General features: G+C 59.7%; 19 protein-coding genes. 9 read left to right on the forward strand and 10 right to left on the reverse strand.

Annotated features, from left to right (window positions below; translation table 11 throughout):
- Window positions 1–70: 70 nt before the first annotated feature.
- From NOM67_RS15860 to NOM67_RS15880, 5 genes are all read left to right on the forward strand, one after another.
- Window positions 71–742 carry an SDR family oxidoreductase gene (locus NOM67_RS15860; RefSeq protein WP_156853970.1) on the forward strand — a complete coding sequence of 224 codons (672 nt, stop codon included), beginning with the start codon at window positions 71–73 and terminating at the stop codon, window positions 740–742.
- Between the two features lie 17 nt (window positions 743–759).
- Window positions 760–1,932, forward strand: coding sequence for an MFS transporter (locus NOM67_RS15865; RefSeq protein ID WP_139395811.1), 1,173 nt, complete (start codon window positions 760–762; stop codon window positions 1,930–1,932).
- 51 nt (window positions 1,933–1,983) lie between these two features.
- Window positions 1,984–2,406 (forward strand): VOC family protein, encoded by a 423-nt coding sequence (locus NOM67_RS15870; protein ID WP_156853887.1) that lies wholly within the window; start codon window positions 1,984–1,986, stop codon window positions 2,404–2,406.
- Window positions 2,407–2,534: 128 nt separating this feature from the next.
- Window positions 2,535–3,308 carry a glycine betaine ABC transporter substrate-binding protein gene (locus NOM67_RS15875; protein ID WP_232354403.1) on the forward strand — a complete coding sequence of 258 codons (774 nt, stop codon included), beginning with the start codon at window positions 2,535–2,537 and terminating at the stop codon, window positions 3,306–3,308.
- 94 nt (window positions 3,309–3,402) lie between these two features.
- Window positions 3,403–3,849: a PACE efflux transporter gene (locus NOM67_RS15880; RefSeq protein ID WP_255938644.1), complete on the forward strand. Its 447-nt coding sequence runs from the start codon at window positions 3,403–3,405 to the stop codon at window positions 3,847–3,849.
- A gap of 121 nt (window positions 3,850–3,970) precedes the next feature.
- Here NOM67_RS15880 and hupA read toward each other — a convergent pair whose 3' ends face one another.
- A complete protein-coding gene (gene hupA, locus NOM67_RS15885) occupies window positions 3,971–4,243 on the reverse strand; it encodes a nucleoid-associated protein HU-alpha (RefSeq protein WP_005340484.1) in 273 nt (90 codons plus the stop codon).
- Between the two features lie 330 nt (window positions 4,244–4,573).
- On the opposite strand from hupA, the gene rsd reads away from it, so the two are divergent.
- Window positions 4,574–5,056 carry a sigma D regulator gene (rsd, locus tag NOM67_RS15890; protein ID WP_156853890.1) on the forward strand — a complete coding sequence of 161 codons (483 nt, stop codon included), beginning with the start codon at window positions 4,574–4,576 and terminating at the stop codon, window positions 5,054–5,056.
- Between the two features lie 101 nt (window positions 5,057–5,157).
- A complete protein-coding gene (locus NOM67_RS15895; protein ID WP_033112958.1) occupies window positions 5,158–5,538 on the forward strand; it encodes a PilZ domain-containing protein in 381 nt (126 codons plus the stop codon).
- A gap of 98 nt (window positions 5,539–5,636) precedes the next feature.
- Here the strand turns inward: NOM67_RS15895 and radA are convergent, their stop codons facing one another.
- Window positions 5,637–7,004 (reverse strand): DNA repair protein RadA, encoded by a 1,368-nt coding sequence (gene radA, locus NOM67_RS15900; RefSeq protein WP_041209114.1) that lies wholly within the window; start codon window positions 7,002–7,004, stop codon window positions 5,637–5,639.
- Window positions 7,005–7,104: 100 nt separating this feature from the next.
- Here radA and NOM67_RS15905 point away from each other — a divergent pair, with 100 nt between their 5' ends.
- A complete protein-coding gene (locus NOM67_RS15905; RefSeq protein WP_255938647.1) occupies window positions 7,105–9,486 on the forward strand; it encodes a PilZ domain-containing protein in 2,382 nt (793 codons plus the stop codon).
- Window positions 9,487–9,531: 45 nt separating this feature from the next.
- Here NOM67_RS15905 and NOM67_RS15910 read toward each other — a convergent pair whose 3' ends face one another.
- Both NOM67_RS15910 and serB read right to left on the reverse strand, forming a co-directional pair.
- Window positions 9,532–10,437: an alpha/beta fold hydrolase gene (locus tag NOM67_RS15910; protein WP_255938648.1), complete on the reverse strand. Its 906-nt coding sequence runs from the start codon at window positions 10,435–10,437 to the stop codon at window positions 9,532–9,534.
- Window positions 10,438–10,465: 28 nt separating this feature from the next.
- Complete coding sequence (serB, locus tag NOM67_RS15915; protein WP_255938649.1) at window positions 10,466–11,476, reverse strand: phosphoserine phosphatase SerB; 1,011 nt, start codon at window positions 11,474–11,476, stop codon at window positions 10,466–10,468.
- Window positions 11,477–11,596: 120 nt separating this feature from the next.
- Here serB and NOM67_RS15920 point away from each other — a divergent pair, with 120 nt between their 5' ends.
- Window positions 11,597–12,217 (forward strand): YtjB family periplasmic protein, encoded by a 621-nt coding sequence (locus NOM67_RS15920; RefSeq protein WP_255938650.1) that lies wholly within the window; start codon window positions 11,597–11,599, stop codon window positions 12,215–12,217.
- A gap of 67 nt (window positions 12,218–12,284) precedes the next feature.
- On the opposite strand, the gene deoD is transcribed toward NOM67_RS15920, so the two are convergent.
- The 6 genes from deoD to NOM67_RS15950 form a co-directional block, all read right to left on the reverse strand.
- A complete protein-coding gene (deoD, locus tag NOM67_RS15925) occupies window positions 12,285–13,001 on the reverse strand; it encodes a purine-nucleoside phosphorylase (protein WP_005340471.1) in 717 nt (238 codons plus the stop codon).
- 80 nt (window positions 13,002–13,081) lie between these two features.
- Window positions 13,082–14,290 carry a phosphopentomutase gene (locus NOM67_RS15930; RefSeq protein ID WP_042030711.1) on the reverse strand — a complete coding sequence of 403 codons (1,209 nt, stop codon included), beginning with the start codon at window positions 14,288–14,290 and terminating at the stop codon, window positions 13,082–13,084.
- 14 nt (window positions 14,291–14,304) lie between these two features.
- On the reverse strand, window positions 14,305–15,636 hold the full coding sequence (deoA, locus tag NOM67_RS15935) for a thymidine phosphorylase (RefSeq protein ID WP_156853894.1): 1,332 nt from the start codon (window positions 15,634–15,636) through the stop codon (window positions 14,305–14,307).
- A 109-nt stretch (window positions 15,637–15,745) separates the two neighbouring features.
- Window positions 15,746–16,519, reverse strand: coding sequence for a deoxyribose-phosphate aldolase (deoC, locus tag NOM67_RS15940; protein WP_033112950.1), 774 nt, complete (start codon window positions 16,517–16,519; stop codon window positions 15,746–15,748).
- 389 nt (window positions 16,520–16,908) lie between these two features.
- On the reverse strand, window positions 16,909–17,079 hold the full coding sequence (locus NOM67_RS15945; protein ID WP_005340467.1) for a XapX domain-containing protein: 171 nt from the start codon (window positions 17,077–17,079) through the stop codon (window positions 16,909–16,911).
- A 125-nt stretch (window positions 17,080–17,204) separates the two neighbouring features.
- Window positions 17,205–18,479 (reverse strand): NupC/NupG family nucleoside CNT transporter, encoded by a 1,275-nt coding sequence (locus NOM67_RS15950; RefSeq protein WP_033112949.1) that lies wholly within the window; start codon window positions 18,477–18,479, stop codon window positions 17,205–17,207.
- Window positions 18,480–18,492: the final 13 nt, after the last annotated feature.

The following is an 18,492-nucleotide window of genomic DNA, read 5'->3' on the forward strand; positions in this document are numbered from 1 at the left end:
CATCTCGTGCCAACCCGTGATGACCCTCATCCGGATCGGCTATCTGCACCTTTTTAGAGAGGAATCGATGATGTCATTTACTGCACAAACGCTCTCCGTGGTGATCGGTGGTCACAGTGGCATTGGTGAGGCGGTCGTCGCTGCCCTGAGCAACCGACCCGGCCGGGTGATCGCAGCCAGTCGCCGCGACGGGGTCGATGTGACCGACCCCGCCACGCTGGAGGCATTCTTCCAACACCATGGTCCGCTGGATCATCTGGTGATCACCGCAGGCTCCCAGGCGCCGGGGGGCCATTTTCTGGCCCTCGACAACACCGCCGCCAAATCGGCCTTCGACACCAAATTCTGGGGCACCCTTGCCATCATTAAGGCTGCCGCCCCGCACTTGAAGCCCAATGGCAGCATTACGCTGACCTCCGGCTTTCTGGCCCGCAAAACGGTGCCCGGCACGCTGGTCAAAACCGCCATGAATGCGGCGCTGGAGGCCAGTGCAAAAATCCTGGCGCGCGAGCTGGCCCCCCTGCGGATCAACGTGGTCAGCCCGGGCCTGACCGACACCAGCGCCTATCAGGCGATGTCCCCCGAGTCACGCCAGGCCATGCTGGAGCGGGCCGCCACAACCTTGCCTGCCGGTCGCTACGGTCGCGCGCAGGACATCGCCGCAGGCTACCTGCTGGCCATCGACAACCCCTTTATGACCGGCGCCACCATCGATCTCGATGGCGGAGCCCTCATCAACTGAACCGCAGGGGAACCATGATGAACCACACCAACCGATTACCGAGCCAGATCTGGATCCTGACGCTCTCGGCCTTTGCGATTGGCACCGCCGAATTCGTGATAGCAGGCATCCTGCCACAAGTGGCCGAAAGCCTCGGGGTCAGCGCAGGTGGCGCAGGCAACCTGATTACCGTCTATGCACTGGCCATTGTCATTGGCGGCCCCATCCTGACCCTCTGGCTGGCCCGCTTCGATAAAAAACGGGTGTTGATGGGCCTGATGGGGCTGTTTATCGTCGCCAATCTGCTCTCGGCCTTTAGCGACGACTACCTGATCCTGGCCATCAGCCGGGTGCTGGCCGGTCTCACACAGGGGCCTTTCTACGGCATCGGCGCCGTGGTTGCCACGCGCATGGTGCAAGACAAGATGGCCGGGCGAGCGGTAGGTCAGATGTTTGCCGGCCTCACCCTTGCCAACGTACTCGGCGTTCCCGCTGGCGCCTGGATCGGCAACAGCTTTGACTGGCATACCACCTTTATGGCCGTAGCCGCTCTGGGGGCGGTCGCCCTGCTGGCCATCGCCGTCGCCATCGAACGCCAGCCAAAGGAGCTCCCCACCTCCATCGCCAGTCAACTGGCTGCGTTTCGCAACTGGAACTTGCTCGCCAGCCTGCTCTTCACCGTGCTTGGCTGGACAGGCTTCATGACGCTCTACGGCTACATTGCCCCCTTGGCAGAAGAGGTTGCCGGATTCGATCGCTCCGCAATCACCGGCGTGCTTGTGGTAGTCGGTCTGGGTCTGGTGCTGGGCAACAATATTGGTGGTCACAGCGCCGACCGCAATCTGAAACGTTCTCTGCTGCTATGGCCACTGCTGACCATTCTGGCGCTGCTGTTGCTCGGTGCAGTAGAGCACTACTCCTTGCTGTTCCTGATCGCGGCCTTTCTGTTTGGGGTTGCCACCTTTGCCAACCTGCCCGCCATGCAGATGCGGGTCATGAAATATGGCAAGCAAGCTCCCGAGCTGGCAGCCACGGCCAATATCTCGGCATTCAACATCGCCAATGCGCTGGGGGGGATCATCGGCGGCACAGTGGTCGACAGCCACTTCGGCCCGGCCGCCTTGCCCTTTTTTGCCGCACTGGTTCCGCTGACAGGACTGCTGTTTATCCTGAGCCAGGAGCGTAGCCGCCGCGCAGCCCTGGCTTGCTGACCCTTTTTCGCCATGACCATCGCCCCCAAGAGGGGGCTAACAGGAGTCAGGATGACCATACGCGCCATCGACCACTTCACGCTGCGCACCCGCGCGCTGGAGCAAACAGTCGCATTCTATCGCGAGGTAGTGGGCTTGCAGGAGGGGGTTCGCCCTCCCTTCCCCTTCGCTGGCCGCTGGCTCTATGCCGATGGCCGCCCACTGCTGCATCTGGTGGCCAGCGGCACCGACGAGGGATTGGCAAGCTATCTCGGCGTGCGGGGCGAGGATCACGGCAGCGGCTGCATCGACCATATCTCCCTGCGCGCCGAAGGTGCTAACGAGGTACAGGCCCGCCTGTTGCGCCTTGATATCCCTTTTGTCAGCCGCCTGATCCCGGAGCGGGGCGAACTGCAGCTGTTTTTGCAGGACAACAACGGCGTCATGGTTGAGCTGCTGTTTCTGGATGACACATCCCAAGAGGACAAGAGATGACCAGCAGACGCAATTTCATCAAAGGAGGCGCCGCCATCGTCACGCTGGCGACAACGAGCATATCACTCACCGCGCGGGCAGTGACGCACTCGAACACCACTCAGCAATCGCACAAAGGAGACGGCCCCATGATCCGGCTTGGTATTACCGATCTATCGTTTCACCGCATGACCGGGGCGTTGGTCGCCACCACACTCGAACTGCGCGGTTATCGGGTCACTCGCAGCTACGCACCCCATGAGGCAAACTTTGCCCGGCTGGCCAGCGGAGAGATCGACATGCTGGCATCGGCATGGTTGCCCTCCAGCCACGGCATCTACAAGGAGCAGGTCGAGCAACAGGTCGATACCCGCGAGTTCGGGCTCCACTATCAACCCTATGCCCTCTGGGGAGTGCCGGACTATGTGCCCGCAGATCAGGTCGCCGCGGTGGCGGATCTGCTGCACCCCGAAGTGCGAAAGCGCATGACACCGGTGATCCAGGGGATTGGCCCGGGGGCGGGCATCAGCCGCTTCTCCCGCCAGATCATGGCGGAATATGGCCTGGAAACCGCCGGTTACCGTTTTTTGAACGGGTCGCAAGAGGAGTGCCTCGCGGCATATGAGCGGGCCGTCGCAGAAGAGCGTTGGGCGGTCGTCCCCCTGTGGCGCCCCCAGTTCCTGCACGCGACCTACCGGATCCGTGAACTGAAAGAGCCAAAAGGGCTGCTCGGCGGGGTAGATCGGGCGATGCTGCTGGCGCGCAGCGATCGGCTTCATCTGCTGGCCAGCGAAGATATCAGCCATCTCGATGGGCTGAGATTTGACAATGCCACCATTGAGCAGCTCGACCACCGTGTCAGTCGGCTGGGGGAACCACTCGATCAGGTCGCCAGAAGCTGGCTGGAAGGGCAAACTGCCTGAAGTACCGCAGTCATGGCAAGGGGAAGCGATCTCATCGCTTCTCTTTTAACCAACCCCTGATTAGAATGCGCCTCCCACAGGAGGCACATCACCCATGAGTAGTACCCATCTGCGCACCACTTCGGATCGGCTCCGCTATCTGGTTCTCTATGAAGGCATTGGTCTGGCCATGGTTGCCCCGCTTATCAGCCAGCTGTTTGGCCAGGGTGTCGCCGAGGTCGGTTCACTGGCGATCTTCTTCTCCATCGTCGCCACTGCATGGACCTATGGCTGGAACCTGCTGTTTGACAAGGCGCTACTGACTCTGTGCGGGCGTACCAACAAGTGCCCTCTTGATCGCTTCCTGCATGCGTTTGGCTACGAAGCGAGCTTTATGATGCTCTCCCTCCCCTGCGTCATGTTCTGGCTCGATCTGGGGTTGTGGGAAGCGCTACTGCTGGATCTCGGCTTCGTCGCCTTCTACCTCGTCTACATCATTCTCTTTACCTGGGCCTATGAGCGGATCTGGCCATTGCCAGCGACCGCGCAGCAGACGGCCTGACGCGCAGAGTGCTCCTTGCGCAAACCAAGGTAGGTGAGATGGAAGGGTAAAACTGAAAGCCCCAATAAAAACAATGCCAGTCAGCAAGCTGACTGGCATTGGACAAAACAGACTTTAAGACTTACTTGACGGCGTCTTTCAGAGCCTTGCCAGCCACGAATGAAGGCACGTTGGCTGCAGCAATCTGGATCTCTTTACCAGTTTGCGGGTTACGGCCGGTGCGGCCTGCGCGGTGGGTGACCTTGAAGGTGCCAAAACCGACCAGCTGCACAGCATCACCTTCTTTCAAGCTCTGGGTAATACCATTGATGATCTCTTCCAGAGCCACTTTGGCCTGAGCTTTGCTCAGATCTGCTTTGGCGGCAATCGCATCGACAAGTTGAGCTTTGTTCATAACATTTCCTTTATGATCGGGCATTTAGCGCTGGGTCACTCTATGCAAAAAAAAACGCTCAAGCAAAGGCTTTATCGAGCAGGGGGCGTCAAACGCTGGGGTTTTCATCAAGATCTGCGGAAAAAGTCACATTCCAGCCCTGAAAAACCCTGAACCAACCGGCCTCTCCCCCTTCAATAAGCTCAATTTGACACCCACCTCAATACCACTTAACAATATCCCGGCAAGCCTATTGACGCTTGGTCAGATTTTCCCTAGTTATAGGGTGTGTCACTGTTCAAACGGCTAGGAAGCCCCATCAATCGCCCGGCCTTGCCCCATGGAGGGATTATGTTGACGAAACTGGAACAGACCAAACAGGCGCTGGCAGGAAAACACAAGGCTATCGACGACTGGCTGGATGCACGGCAAGCCCTGCTGGTCGAATACATGCGGCTGGCTGGCCTTACCCCGGCCCGAACCAAACAGCGATGCCTGCCCAAACCCGAAGAGCTGCAGCACTTCTGTGACAGACTGGTCGACTACGTCAGCGCAGGCCACTTCGAAATCTACAATCACGTGGTCACCGCCTTCGAGCAGGCCAGCGGCGAAACGCTGGAGCTCGCCAAGCGCATCTATCCCCATATCCGCACCAGTACCGAACTGGCTCTCGAGTTCAACGACAAGTACAGCGAGGCCGATGAAGCCCAACTGCTGCAGCTCGATGATGACCTCAATGAACTGGGACCGGTGCTGGAGGAGCGCTTCAAACAGGAAGATCGTCTGGTCAAAGCACTCCATGTGGTGGAATCCCTTAGTGCACAACAGGCTTGAACGCCATTTTCGGAGCAAGTTCAAGATATGGGCAGTCAAGGTGGATTACACTCAAAGCAATGACCATCGGGTCCACACTGATTGCATACAAGGAGATGAGCATGTCTGAGCGCCGCCGTTTTGCACGGATCCTCTACTTGACCATGGCTGAACTCACGCAGGGGGAACGCAAGTGGCGCACTCAGCTTGTCGATATTTCCCTGCAGGGTGCGCTGCTAATCCGGCCTGACGACTGGGTGAGCAATGACAACAAAGAGTACCAGCTGAGCTTTGTCCTGAGCGGCAGTGACATCGAGATCAAGATGCAGGTAGAGCTGAACCATGAGGCCAGCAAGAAGCTGGGCTTCTACTGCCATCACATCGACATCGACAGCGCCACTCACCTGAGGCGGATGATCGAACTCAATGTGGGCGATGAGGAGCTGCTGCACCGGGAGCTGGAACAGCTGCTGAGCGAGCATCTGGAACACAGCCAGCCCTGACGTTCCATATTTCCCCGTAATCCCGTAAATAAGAAGAGCGCCTCGGCGCTCTTCTTATTTACATTCATCCCAACACATAGTCTTTTAGCTGCATAGGCTTACAGCGCCTCAAGCGCATCAGACAACTTCTTGACCGGCACCACTTCCATCCCTTCGATAGGGTGCTTGGGGGCGTTGGCGTGCGGCACGATGGCACGGCGAAAACCATGCTTGGCAGCCTCTTGCAGCCGCTCCTGACCGGACGGCACCGGGCGAATTTCGCCGGAGAGCCCGACCTCGCCAAACACCACCAGATCCTTGGGCAGCGACTGATCGCGGAAGCTGGAGACCATGGCCAGCAGCAGGGCCAGGTCAGCACTGGTCTCTTCCACCTTGACCCCGCCAACCACGTTGATGAAGACATCCTGATCCGCCATCTGCAAGCCGCCGTGGCGGTGCAGCACCGCCAGCAGCATGGCGAGCCGATTGTGATCCATCCCCACCGCCACCCGGCGCGGATTGGAGAGCTGGGAGTAATCCACCAGCGCCTGCAGCTCAACCAACAGCGGTCGGGTCCCTTCCCAGATCACCATCACGATGGAGCCGGGAGCCTGCTCCTCTCCCCTGCTAAGGAAAATGGCAGAGGGATTGCTTACCTCCCGCATTCCCTGCCCGGTCATGGCAAAGACGCCGAGCTCGTTGACCGCCCCGAAACGGTTCTTGTGGGAGCGCAAGGTACGAAAACGGGAGTCATGGCCACCGTCGAGCAGCACGGAGCAGTCGATACAGTGTTCCAGCACCTTGGGGCCGGCCAGCGTGCCATCCTTGGTCACATGGCCCACCATGAAGATGGCCACGTGGTTCTGCTTGGCGTAGCGAGTGAGCAGCGCTGCGGCCTCCCGCACCTGCGAGACGGAACCGGGCGCCGACTGCACATCCGCCACATGCATCACCTGGATGGAGTCGATCACCATGATCTGCGGCTGCTCCTGCTGGGCAATCAGGCAGATCTGCTCGACGCTGGTCTCCGACAACATCCGCAACTTGTCGGTAGGCAATCCGAGCCGATTGGCGCGCATCGCCACTTGCTGGAGCGACTCCTCACCGGTGACATAGAGAGTTTTCATCCGCTCGGCCAGACCACACATGGTCTGGAGCAGCAGGGTCGACTTGCCCGCCCCCGGGTTACCGCCGATAAGGATGGCTGAGCCCGGCACCACGCCGCCACCAAGTACCCGATCCAGCTCCTTGAAACCGGAGGAGAAACGGGGGATCTCGGTAGTGGCTATCTCTGCCAGTGTCTGCACCTGACTGCCAATTGCACCGGCATAACCGGTGTAGCGGGCACTCTTGCCGGCAGGAGTCACCGACCCGAGGCGCACCTCGGTAATGGTGTTCCACTCCTTGCACTCACTGCACTGGCCCTGCCAGCGTGTGAAGTCGGCACCACATTCGGAACAAACATAAGCAGTTTTATTTTTGGCCATTGATAACTCGGGGACAGGATGAATTCCTGCTTGATATACTTGTTTGCGACCGACAGATCAAACCCAGAATCGGAAAAGTGACTTTCCGTGGCAGGAACACATGGATTCAGAACACCAACAATATCTGATTGAACAACTTGTCCCCTTGTTGCGGGAGAAAGATTTCGAGGAGATCTTCAACCGCATGACCCAGGAAGAGAACAGCAACAGCCGTTTTCTGCTCAAAATGGAGCTAAAACGCAAATGCTCTCCGTGCCGCAGGGTCATCGACATGCGCGATGAGCTGGCAGATGAGTGTCTGATCCATGAGTTCGACGGCATTACCCACTTCATGCCGGCCGAGGCAATCAACCTGTTCCAGTCCCAGTGCTATCTCTACCGTGACGCCTATACCATAGGGGTCAACGAGGCACTGCAACAGTGGCAAAAACAGCAGCACCACGCTCGCGTCGATGGCCACCTCATCCCGCCGGCCAGCCCTTTCAGGCAATACGATGTCAATACCATCGCCTTCGCCAGCTACTACGGCCGCCGTCAGGAGCGGATGCACTTCAGCTCGCCGGTACTGCTCAAGCTGCCGGATGGTGAAAAGCTGTTTGCCAAGAGTTCCGATCTCTCCCTCGGCGGGATGCGCATCTCGGTGCCCTATCTGCCCAGTTACCATACCGGCGCTCAGGTCGAGGTCTTCTTCACCGGGCTGGAGCGCGATAACCCCAACCCGATACTGCATCAGCCGGTCAATTACCAGATCCTCGGGGAAGAGAGCAAAGAGGGGAAATTCTGGCTGCGGCTGGTGCGCACGGGCGAGCAACCCGCCTTTGACGCTTTTTTGAAAGAGTTCATCGAAGTCAACAAGGTGCGCTACCGGGTCAGCGTCGACTACCTGCTCTCGGCCGCCATCATCAAGGGATACGAGCAGTTCTACCTGCCACGCATGACCGGCATGCCGCTCTTCTTCGGTACCGGCGACAGTCCCTGCCTCGAGATAGCGCTGCGTACCGAGAACAACCAGCATCTGCTGGAGTACTGGCGTGACGAGAAGAACCGCGATGCGCTGGCGGGGCTATTCAGTGCCGAGCGGATGAAGCGACTCTGCCCCGCCCCCGGAGCCACCAGCGAAACCCTTATTTACAGCTTCACCCACACGGTACGCAGCCACATATACTTCTTCTCGGCAACTGCCGAGGAGCTGCGCCAGAGCGGCCTGACAGCCCTCTTCTTCCAAGTGGGCTCACGTCGCCCCAGCTGGCGCGTCTACAAGTTCACGCTGGAGGCATGCGAACTGCTCGAAGCGGATGTCGGCCAGCTGCAGGGGCTCGAAAACCCGCAGTTGCAGGACATACTGCTGCTCGAGCGCCTCAAGCAGATCGGCTATTGCGGCCTGCTGCAGGAGATCAGTCAGGAGTCCCAGCGCGAAGAGTTCTATCAGGAGGGGGAGGCTGGCAGCAACGCCAACGAGCTGCAGCGCTTTGGCCACGAGCAGGGGGTAGCACCCTTCGAGATCGAGACCCTGCACTATGTCCAGCTGCGCAAGGAGCTGCGCTACATCCACAAGACGGCGGTCGCCATCCACCACAACGGCAAGTCTTGGCTGGGCTGGACCCGCGATATCTCGGCCCATGGCCTGCAGATCGAGCTGGAAGAGGCGTTTGTCGGCGAAAAGAACGATGTGGTGACCATTGCCCTGCCCCGCCTGCAGGAGCTCTCCAAGAGCATGGATTTGCAGCATCTCTCCTATCGGCTGGTCAGTCTCAACATGACCCGTACCGTGCTGCATCTCTGCATCGAGGGGGATTCCGATCGCCACACCGGTCGCCAGTTCTTCAGCCTGCTGATCGAGAGCAACCAGAACAAGCTCAAGGCGGCGCAGGAGCAGCGCCGTTACCGCGGGCTGGCTCGCGCCCTGCGCAACATCTACACCCACCACCTGTTCAACTCGCCGGTCTACATCAACAAGCTGAAGGGGGCGCCCAAACCCGCCTCCATCGGCAAGTCGCTCAAGCCGCGCAGCCTGCAACGGCTGCTCACCGCCTGCGCCGAGCTGCCGGAGCAGGAGAACCTCTATCCGCTGTTTCAGGGAGAGCTGCTCAAGGAGCTGTTGATGACGCCGCTGCGCAGCATAGAGCGGGAGGACAAACCCAAGGAGGAGGAGGTCTACATCGCCAGCATCCAGACCAGAGCTGGCCTGCCCATCTTCCGCAGCCGTCTCGCCAGCGAGTTCACCGGCGTGAAGGAGAAACGCCAGTTTATCGAGCTGGCACTACAGGAAGGGGAGTTCTACTCGGTGCTGGTCGGCGTCTCCCGCACCGGGCGCCCCGACACCAACTTCATTGCCAACGAGCTGGACTACATCGCCAAATTTGCCATTCACAAGGCGAAAAAGCTGGAGGAAGAGCTCTGGAGCGTCGTCGGGGTCGGTGAGCTGACCGACACCACCCAGGCGACCCTGTTCCGCCTCGGCATCACGCCGCCACTCAACTGATCCCGGCCACAACAAACAGGGCGCATCATGCGCCCTGTTTGTTTATCACGCGGCCTGCGGATCCAGCAGCCAGTCGAGGATCCGGGGGAAGTGATCCTCCTGCGCCTGCGGGGCGGTCAGCATATTGATATGGTCGTAATCGAGCCGGTTGCCGTTGTCCCGACCAAGCCGGGTATGGCGGGTCCTTGAGCCCATCTCGTCGCTGAAACGGCGCACGTCGGTGGGGTGACCCAGCACCTTGTCCGCCTTGGCCGAGATCATCCAGAGCGGCGGCCAGTTGACCCGGGCAGCCGCCTCGTCATAGGCAAAGCCGTCGTGGGGATCCTGCCAGGGACCGCACTTGACCCAGGGGATGGTCTCCTGCAGGTAGCGCAGCGGCTCGTCATCGGCGCCGATCTTGAGATCCCGCGCTGCCAGAAAACCGCGGCGACGAGCCAGCCAGGGGGCCAGCCGGTTCCAGATCAGATCCACCTTCAACCAGCGCTCGGGATTTTGCACCGACACCCCGCGTTTGGTGCCGAAGAAGAGCAGGCTCGCCACCTGCTCCGCCAGTTCGGGAAAGCGCACCAGCGTGGAGGCCATGATGACGCCCCCCCAGGAGTGAGCCACCCAGTGCACCTTGAAGCCGTGGTGGCGCGCGGCAATCCAGCGGTGCAGGGCTGGCAGATCCTCGGTGATGAGTTCATGCTGACCGTGCTCCGCCTGCTCGGCGATGGCGGGGGTACTGAGCCCGCGCCCGCGCAGATCGGCGACATAGACCTGAAAACCGTGGCGAGCCAGAAAGCAGGCCAACCCCTTGCCCGACTCGGTATAGAAGATGCGACCGTTCTCAATGGCGCCGTGCACCATCAGGATGGGTTCACCATGAACGGCCGCCCCCGGTTTGATATGACGGACGTGCAGTTGATGCTCGCCACAGGGGACAAAGAGTGATTGCTGCAACAATTCCATTTCGATTGGTTTCCTCCATGAAACAATATCAGGGGCGATCCCAGCGCCTTTCGCTACAGGCGCGTGCCGAGAGCAGGCAGAGCACCCCCTCCAGATCGTGGTGATTGAGGGTGGCCGCCGCCTGCGCCCGCACCAGCGGCTTGGCATGGATGGCAATGCCAAGACCCGCCACCGCCATCATTTTGAGATCGTTGGCACCATCGCCGATGGCCACGGTCTGGGCGGGCGCAATGGCATACTCGGCCGCCAGCTGCTGCAGTACTTCGGCTTTAACGCTGGCATCGACGATGCGCCCGCTCACCTTGCCGGTCAGCTGGCCCCCCTCCACCGCCAGCTCGTTGGCGAAGATGGCATCCAGCCCCAGCTCCCGCTGCAACTGACCGGCAAAGCGGGTAAAACCGCCGGAAGCGATTGCCACACGCCACCCCGCCTGTTTGAGGGTATCGACCATCAGCTGCAAGCCCGGCATCCAGGGCATCCATGCCGCCACCTCATCGAGGATGGCGACAGGCGCCCCCTCAAGCAGCGCTACCCGATTGCGCAGACTGTCGGCAAACTCCAGCTTGCCCTGCATGGCGGCCGCGGTCACCGCCGCAACCTGATCGCCCACCCCCGCCAGCCGCGCTATCTCGTCGATGCACTCGATGCGGATCGCGGTGGAGTCCATATCCATCACCAGCAGGCCGGGCTCACTCAGGGTCGGCAGCGCGGGCAAATGACAGAGATCGATCTCCCACACCCTCTCCCTGAGCACGGCCACCAGCTCGGGCGAGAAGCGGTCGGTACCGAGCAGCAGCAACGGGCAACCCGCTACCTCGGTCGCCGGATAGAGGGTCGCCGTCACCCCGTGCTCAGCCAACAGGGGGGCCAGCTCTTCCAGAGAGGCCGGCCCCAGCGCCTTGCCAAACAGCACCAGCCAGCCAGCCGCAAGAGGAGTTCCGGTCGGTTGCAGGGCATCCGGGGTCAGCTGCCACCAGGGGGAAGATGACAGGTGGGCAGGCCATTCGGATAAGGAGGTGGGGAGCCGGGACAACAACATACGCGATACGCCTTCCATGGTGATCAAGGGGTTAACAATAGTGGCCCAGAGTAGCGTATTGCTTTTTGCGCAGGCAAGCGCCAAGATCCCGCAACTTCCGGTCAGTATGAGGTCTCGCGCTTGCAGCGTCATCTTCCCATCAAACGTGTGCTCAGTCTGGTAGCCGGCCTGCTGCTCGGCTGCTGGGTACTGGTTGTGCTCCTCCATATGCAGGGAGAGAGTCAGGCTGCCCTGCACAGCGAAGCGCGCAACCGCGCCCAGGCACTGGTCGCCTATGCCGCCCGCGACATGAAGCGCTGGATCAAGGAGGACAATAGCAGCGAGCTGGAGCGACTGGCCCGGGATCTGGCGACCGAGCCGGAGATCCTCGATGTCACCCTCTATGATGGACGCGGCATCCCGCTCGCCCAGTCGGAGCAGGCCGTACCGCTGGAGAGCCTGCTCCCCATCGGCAGCGACAACAAGTCGATGCCGGAGCAGGGCAAGGGACGCATCCAGTTCGTGCAGGAGATCCAGGACGGAGCCCAGACCCTCGGCTATCTGCGCATCACGCTGGAAGAGCAGCAGATGCTGGCGGACAAGGATACCCGGCTCAAAGTGACACAGGAGAAACAGCGCCTGATGCTGCTGGTCGCCCTGCTGGCCGGAGTGCTTATCTCCTACGGCATTCGCCGCAACTACATGCGGGTGCGCAAGCACAAGAAAAAGAGTGCGCCCACCTCCCCGCCACCGGAAAACTGATGGCCCGGACAGAGAGCAGATAAAAAAACGGCGGCCCGCAGGCCGCCGTTTTTTATTCGCAAGGGGATTACTTGTCGCCCAGCAGGACGGAATCCAGTGCGATTTCGATCATGTCGTTGAAGGTCAGCTGACGCTCTTCAGAGGTGGTCTGCTCGCCGGTACGGATATGGTCGGAGACGGTGCAGATGGTCAGTGCCTTGGCACCGTACTCTGCGGCCACGCCGTAGATACCGGCGGCTTCCATCTCGACACCCAGGATGCCGTATTTTTCCATGACGTCGAACATGGAGGGATCCGGGGTGTAGAACAGGTCGGCGGAGAAGATGTTGCCCACGCGCACGGCAACGCCCTTGTTCTTGGCGGCCTGAACAGCATTGGCAACCAGGTCGAAGTCAGCGATGGCAGCGAAGTCGTGATCCTTGAAACGCAGACGGTTTACTTTGGAGTCGGTGCAGGCACCCATACCGATTACCACGTCACGCAGTTTCACATCTTCACGCACGGCACCGCAGGAGCCGACGCGGATCAGGGTCTTCACACCGTAATCGGTGATCAGCTCTTTTGCATAGATGGAGCAGGAGGGAATACCCATGCCGTGGCCCATTACGGAGATACGACGGCCCTTGTAGGTACCGGTAAAGCCGAACATGTTGCGCACGTCGCAGATCTGCTCGACGTTCTCCAGGAAAGTCTCGGCGATGTACTTGGCGCGCAGGGGGTCGCCCGGCATCAGCACGGTATCAGCAAAGGCGCCATCTTTCGCATTGATATGAGGAGTTGCCATTCTCTTGATTCCTTCACACTTGGGTTGAGTTTTATTGTCTTTATTAAAATTGCCCGCCACCGGAGTGGCGGGCGGGTAAATTACAGGAAGCTGGTACCGTATGCCAGTTTGGGCAGACCGTGGTACGCCGCAATGCTCTGGCCGATGTCGGCGAAGGTCTCGCGACGGCCGACGGAACCGGCCTTGACCGGCTTGCCGTAGAACAGTACCGGGATGTACTCGCGGGTATGGTCGGTGCCGCTCCAGGTCGGGTCACAACCGTGGTCTGCGGTCAGCACCACCACGTCGCCATCCTGCAGCAGGTCGAACAGCTCCGGCAGGCGGGAGTCGAAATACTCCAGCGCATCGGCGTAGCCCTTCACGTCGCGACGGTGACCGTAAGAGGAGTCGAAGTCGACAAAGTTGGTGAAGACGATGGTGTTGTCACCGGCCGCTTTCACCTCTTCCAGGGTGCGATCCCACAGCTCGGTCAGACCGGTACCCTTCACCTTCTTGGTGATGCCCTGCTCGGCATAGATGTCGGCGATCTTGCCGATGGAGACCACCTGGCCACCCGCTTCTTTCATGTAATCCAGCACGGTCGGTGCCGGCGGCAGCACGGAGTAGTCGTGACGGTTACCGGTACGCTTGAAGTTGCCTTTGCCACTGCCCACGAACGGACGCGCGATGACGCGACCGATGTTGTAGGGCTCCAGCAGCTCGCGCACGATGTGGCACAGCTCATAGAGCTTCTCGAGGCCGTAGGTCTCTTCATGGCAGGCGATCTGGAACACCGAGTCGGCAGAGGTGTAGAGGATCGGCTTGCCGGTGCGCATATGCTCTTCGCCCAGATCGTCCAGCACCTGGGTACCGGAGGCGTGGCAGTTGCCGAGGTAACCCGGCAGACCGGCCTTCTCGACGATGGCGTCCAGCAGCTCCTGCGGGAAGCTGTTGGTGTGATCCTTGAAGTAGCCCCACTCGAACAGCACGGGCACACCGGCGATCTCCCAGTGACCGGACGGAGTGTCCTTGCCGGAGGAGAGCTCCTGAGCGTAGCCGTAGGCACCGACCACCTCGATATCTTTCTTAAGACCTGCCGGGAAGGTGCCGGAAGCCTGTTCGCAAGCGTGGCCGAGGCCCAGCTTGCTCAGGTTCGGCAGATTGAGGGCACCGCGGCCCTGCGCTTCACCAGCCGCACACGCCTTGGCGATATGGCCAAGGGTATTGGCGCCCGTGTCTCCGAACTTGTCAGCATCGGCGGCAGCGCCGATACCGAAAGAGTCCATCATCAGGATAAAGGTACGTTTCATGGGACTTCCCCTTGTTACAAATCAGCCAGGGTGATACGGCGGTACACTTCAGGCAGTGCCTCGGGCCGCTCGCCACCAATCCGGACAGCCGCCTGCACCATGCTGGCAGCCTGAGCATATTGCTCTTCAGTCTGAGCGTGGATCATGGCGATCGGCTTGTCAGCATCGACGCTCTGACCCAGGCGGATAAAGTCGGTCAGACCAACCGCATAATCAAGTTTGTCACCGGCAGCGCGGCGACCGCCGCCCATGGCGACCACGGCCAGACCCAGTTCGCGGGTATCCATGGCGGTCACGAAGCCGCTGTTGGCCGCGAAGACCGGGCGCACGATGGCGGCTTTAGGCAGGTAAGCGTCGTAACGCTCCATAAAATCAGCCGGGCCACCCAGGCCAGTCACCATGCGGCCGAAGATCTCGGCAGCCTTGCCGTTATCCAGCACCGCCTGCAGCTTGGCGCGGGCATCGCGCTCGTCGCAGGCAAGACTGGCGGAGATTAGCATCTCGGCGCACAGCGCCATGGTCACTTCGTGGATCCGCGGGTTGCGATATTCACCGGTCAGGTAGCGCACCGCTTCACGCACTTCCACCGCGTTGCCGGCGCTGGAGGCCAGCACCTGGTTCATGTCAGTCAAGAGCGCTGAAGTACGGCAACCGGCACCGTTGGCCACGGCCACAATGCTCTTGGCCAGCTCTTCGGAGGCTTCAAAGGTCGGCATAAAGGCGCCGGAGCCCACTTTCACATCCATCACCAGCGCTTCGAGCCCGGAGGCGAGCTTCTTGGAGAGGATGGAGCCGGTGATCATGGCGACAGATTCGACGGTGGCAGTGATGTCACGTACGGCATAGATACGCTTGTCGGCTGGGGCGAGATCGCCAGTCTGGCCGATGATGGCGACACCCGCCTCTTTCACCACTTTCAGGAAACGATCGTTGTCGACCGAGGTCTGGTAGCCGGGAATGGCATCCAGTTTGTCGAGGGTACCGCCGGTATGGCCCAGACCACGGCCGGAGATCATCGGCACGAAACCGCCGCAGGCGGCGACCATCGGGCCAAGCATCAGGGAGACAACGTCACCCACACCGCCGGTGGAGTGCTTGTCGACAATCGGGCCACCCAGATTGAGGTGATCCCAGGTCAATACCATGCCTGAGTCGCGCATGGCGCAGGTCAGGGCAACCCGCTCATCCATGGTCATATCTTTGAAGTAGACCGCCATCGCCAGCGCCGCAATCTGGCCCTCGCCGATGGTGTTATTGGTAATGCCCTGAACGAAGAATTGAATCTCTTGGGTACTGAGCGCTTCACCGTTGCGCTTCTTGCGAATAATTTCTTGAGGCAAAAACATCTTTCATTCCCTCCGCCATTGCTGGCGTTACACAAGCCTGAATCCTTGCCCGCGCACCACAGGTGGGGGCTTAACAGGGCGGACAACCGTCCGCCCTCTCATCAACCTATTAGTAACCGCTGGTGTTGGCCGGCTTGTCGCCATGCCCCAGAGTGGCCAGCAGGCTGGCCAGCAGGCTGGATGCACCAAAGCGGAAGGTACGGGCGGATACCCAGTCCTTGCCGAGGATCTCTTCGGCCATGGCCAGGTACTGACCCGCCACGGCGGCATCTTTCACGCCACCGGCCGGCTTGAAACCGACTTTCGGATTCTTGGCCTTGATCACTTCCATCATGATGCGCGCCGCTTCCGGGGTCGCATTGACCGGCACCTTGCCGGTGGAGGTCTTGATGAAGTCGGCACCGGCATCGATACAGATTTCGGAAGCGCGACGGATCAACGCCTCTTCTTTCAGTTCGCCGGTTTCGATGATCACTTTCAGCAGCACGTTGGCACCACAGGCCTCTTTACAGGCTTTGACCAGATCAAAACCGATCTGTTCGTTGCCAGCCATGAAAGCGCGGTACGGGAAGACCACGTCCACTTCGTCGGCACCGTAGGCGACAGCAGCACGGGTCTCGGCCACGGCGATCTCGATGTCGTCGTTGCCGTGCGGGAAGTTGGTCACGGTCGCAATGCGCACGTCGGCAGCGCCGATCTCACGCAGGGTCTTGCGAGCGATGGGAATGAAACGGGGGTAGATGCAGACGGCAGCGGTCAGACCGGCCGGTGACTTGGCCTTATGGCACAGGTCAATCACCTTCTGATCGGTATCGTCGTCGTTCAGGGTGGTCAGGTCCATCAGGTTCAGGGCGCGCTGGGCGGCCAGTTTCAGATCACTCATTCTGTTCTCCAAAGTCTCGATTTGATCCAGATAACCGGGCACCACCACAAGCTCCAAAAAGGAGATAGCAGTAGCAATTCCCAGCTATACGGGAATGGAATTACAGTGCGAAGGCTGAGGCACAACGACTGTAAATAAGGCAAGAGCCCTGTCACTTTCTTACAAAAGTGCGGACTTGGTTCCATGAAGACTTGAGAAAGGCAGAGCAACTCCGACCCGACTTCCCAATCAATTCCATTTGACCGCCAACACCCGATTTCATCGAGCATTAGTCATTGCCAGCACCCTGCTGGCAACGCCTATTTCAGCCGAGATACCCCCTGTTTGCAAGCCGGATTTGCCAATTTCAGAGGTACCTCACATCTGGCAAATCCGCATTCAAAAATGCCTTACGAAAAGAAGCGCGTCAGGATCCAGGAGTAAGCCAGCCCCCCCAGATAGACCCCGACAATCCCCATCACCCCGGACAAAACGGGAGGTGCCGGGATCGGCAATTTGAGGAAAGAAAACAACAAACCGACTATAAAGCCGGCCACCATCGCCAGTAGCACTTCATTCATATAACCTCCGATTTGACTCATTTTATTATTAGTTTAGATAGGAAAACGGTTGTCACCGCTCCATACGCGAACGCCACGGCAGATGCCGTGGCGTTCGTGTTTATACCCTGTCAGTCAGGCTGATATTACATGCCGGACAGTGCCAGGAAGAAGCCTGCGATAGTCGCAGACATCAGGTTGGACAGAGAGCCAGCCAGTACGGCTTTCAGACCAAATTTCGCAATGGTGCCGCGGCGGTTCGGTGCCATCGACCCCAGACCACCCAGCAGAATGGCAACGGAAGAGAGGTTGGCAAAACCACACAGGGCAAAGGAGATGATCGCCTTGGTGTGATCGGACATGGCCACACCGTTGATCAGCACCTCGTTTTTCAGGTACGGAGCGAAGTTCAGATAAGCCACGAACTCGTTCACTACCAGTTTCTGACCGATGAAGGAACCGGCAACAATCGCTTCACTCCAGGGCACACCGATCAGGAAGGCCAGCGGGGAGAAGATCCAGCCCAGCAGCAGTTCCAGAGAGAGCTGCGGATAACCGAACCAGCCACCCACACCGGAGAAGATACCGTTGATCATGGCGATCAGGCCGATGAAGGCCAGCAGCATGGCGCCGACGTTCAGAGCCAGTTGCATACCGGCAGAAGCGCCAGCGGCAGCGGCGTCAATCACGTTGGCCGGCTTGTCGTCCAGCTCGGCATCTGCGGAACTTTCGTCATAGTTCGGGGTCTCGGTTTCCGGTACCAGCAGCTTGGCGAACAGCAGACCACCCGGTGCAGCCATGAAGGAGGCAGCGATCAGGTACTCCATCTTGACGCCCATGGAGGCGTAGCCAGCCAGAACGGAACCGGCAACAGATGCCAGACCACCACACATGACCGCGAACAGCTCGGAGTCAGTCATCTTGGAGATGTAGGGACGAACCACCAGCGGAGCTTCAGTCTGACCTACGAAGATGTTGGCAGTCGCAGAGAGGGATTCGGTACGGGAAGTGCCCAGCACTTTCTGCAGACCACCACCCAGCAACTTGATGACCATCTGCATGATGCCCAGGTAGTAGAGCACAGCGATCAGGGAAGAGAAGAAGATGATGACCGGCAGAACACGGAAGGCAAAGATAAAGCCGCCGCCACCGAACACTTCAAACATCTTGTTGCTGACCAGACCACCGAACAGGAATTCGATACCATTCTGGCCATAGCTGATGACGCTGGAGACTGCATCGGATACACCGACCAGAATATCGCGCCCTACCGGTACATAGAGTACAAACGCACCCAGACCAGCTTGAATTGCAAACGCACCGGCTACGGTACGGACGTTGATTGCCTTGCGGTTGCTGGAGAACAGCACCGCGATAAGGACGAGCGTCGCCATCCCTACCAGACCCATGAACAAATTCATTATTATCTTCCTC

Source organism: Aeromonas sp. SG16, from assembly GCF_024436135.1.
In the GTDB taxonomy this organism is placed as follows: domain Bacteria; phylum Pseudomonadota; class Gammaproteobacteria; order Enterobacterales; family Aeromonadaceae; genus Aeromonas; species Aeromonas jandaei.

Bases quoted from the DNA above. Each gene is read 5' to 3' on its own strand.
- NOM67_RS15860 (WP_156853970.1), top strand. From the start codon at position 71: ATGTCATTTACTGCACAAACGCTCTCCGTGGTGATCGGTGGTCACAGT.
- NOM67_RS15865 (WP_139395811.1), top strand. From the start codon at position 760: ATGAACCACACCAACCGATTACCGAGCCAGATCTGGATCCTGACGCTC.
- NOM67_RS15870 (WP_156853887.1), top strand. From the start codon at position 1,984: ATGACCATACGCGCCATCGACCACTTCACGCTGCGCACCCGCGCGCTG.
- NOM67_RS15875 (WP_232354403.1), top strand. From the start codon at position 2,535: ATGATCCGGCTTGGTATTACCGATCTATCGTTTCACCGCATGACCGGG.
- NOM67_RS15880 (WP_255938644.1), top strand. From the start codon at position 3,403: ATGAGTAGTACCCATCTGCGCACCACTTCGGATCGGCTCCGCTATCTG.
- hupA (WP_005340484.1), bottom strand. From the start codon at position 4,243: ATGAACAAAGCTCAACTTGTCGATGCGATTGCCGCCAAAGCAGATCTG.
- rsd (WP_156853890.1), top strand. From the start codon at position 4,574: ATGTTGACGAAACTGGAACAGACCAAACAGGCGCTGGCAGGAAAACAC.
- NOM67_RS15895 (WP_033112958.1), top strand. From the start codon at position 5,158: ATGTCTGAGCGCCGCCGTTTTGCACGGATCCTCTACTTGACCATGGCT.
- radA (WP_041209114.1), bottom strand. From the start codon at position 7,004: ATGGCCAAAAATAAAACTGCTTATGTTTGTTCCGAATGTGGTGCCGAC.
- NOM67_RS15905 (WP_255938647.1), top strand. From the start codon at position 7,105: ATGGATTCAGAACACCAACAATATCTGATTGAACAACTTGTCCCCTTG.
- NOM67_RS15910 (WP_255938648.1), bottom strand. From the start codon at position 10,437: ATGGAATTGTTGCAGCAATCACTCTTTGTCCCCTGTGGCGAGCATCAA.
- serB (WP_255938649.1), bottom strand. From the start codon at position 11,476: ATGTTGTTGTCCCGGCTCCCCACCTCCTTATCCGAATGGCCTGCCCAC.
- deoD (WP_005340471.1), bottom strand. From the start codon at position 13,001: ATGGCAACTCCTCATATCAATGCGAAAGATGGCGCCTTTGCTGATACC.
- NOM67_RS15930 (WP_042030711.1), bottom strand. From the start codon at position 14,290: ATGAAACGTACCTTTATCCTGATGATGGACTCTTTCGGTATCGGCGCT.
- deoA (WP_156853894.1), bottom strand. From the start codon at position 15,636: ATGTTTTTGCCTCAAGAAATTATTCGCAAGAAGCGCAACGGTGAAGCG.
- deoC (WP_033112950.1), bottom strand. From the start codon at position 16,519: ATGAGTGATCTGAAACTGGCCGCCCAGCGCGCCCTGAACCTGATGGAC.
- NOM67_RS15945 (WP_005340467.1), bottom strand. From the start codon at position 17,079: ATGAATGAAGTGCTACTGGCGATGGTGGCCGGCTTTATAGTCGGTTTG.
- NOM67_RS15950 (WP_033112949.1), bottom strand. From the start codon at position 18,479: ATGAATTTGTTCATGGGTCTGGTAGGGATGGCGACGCTCGTCCTTATC.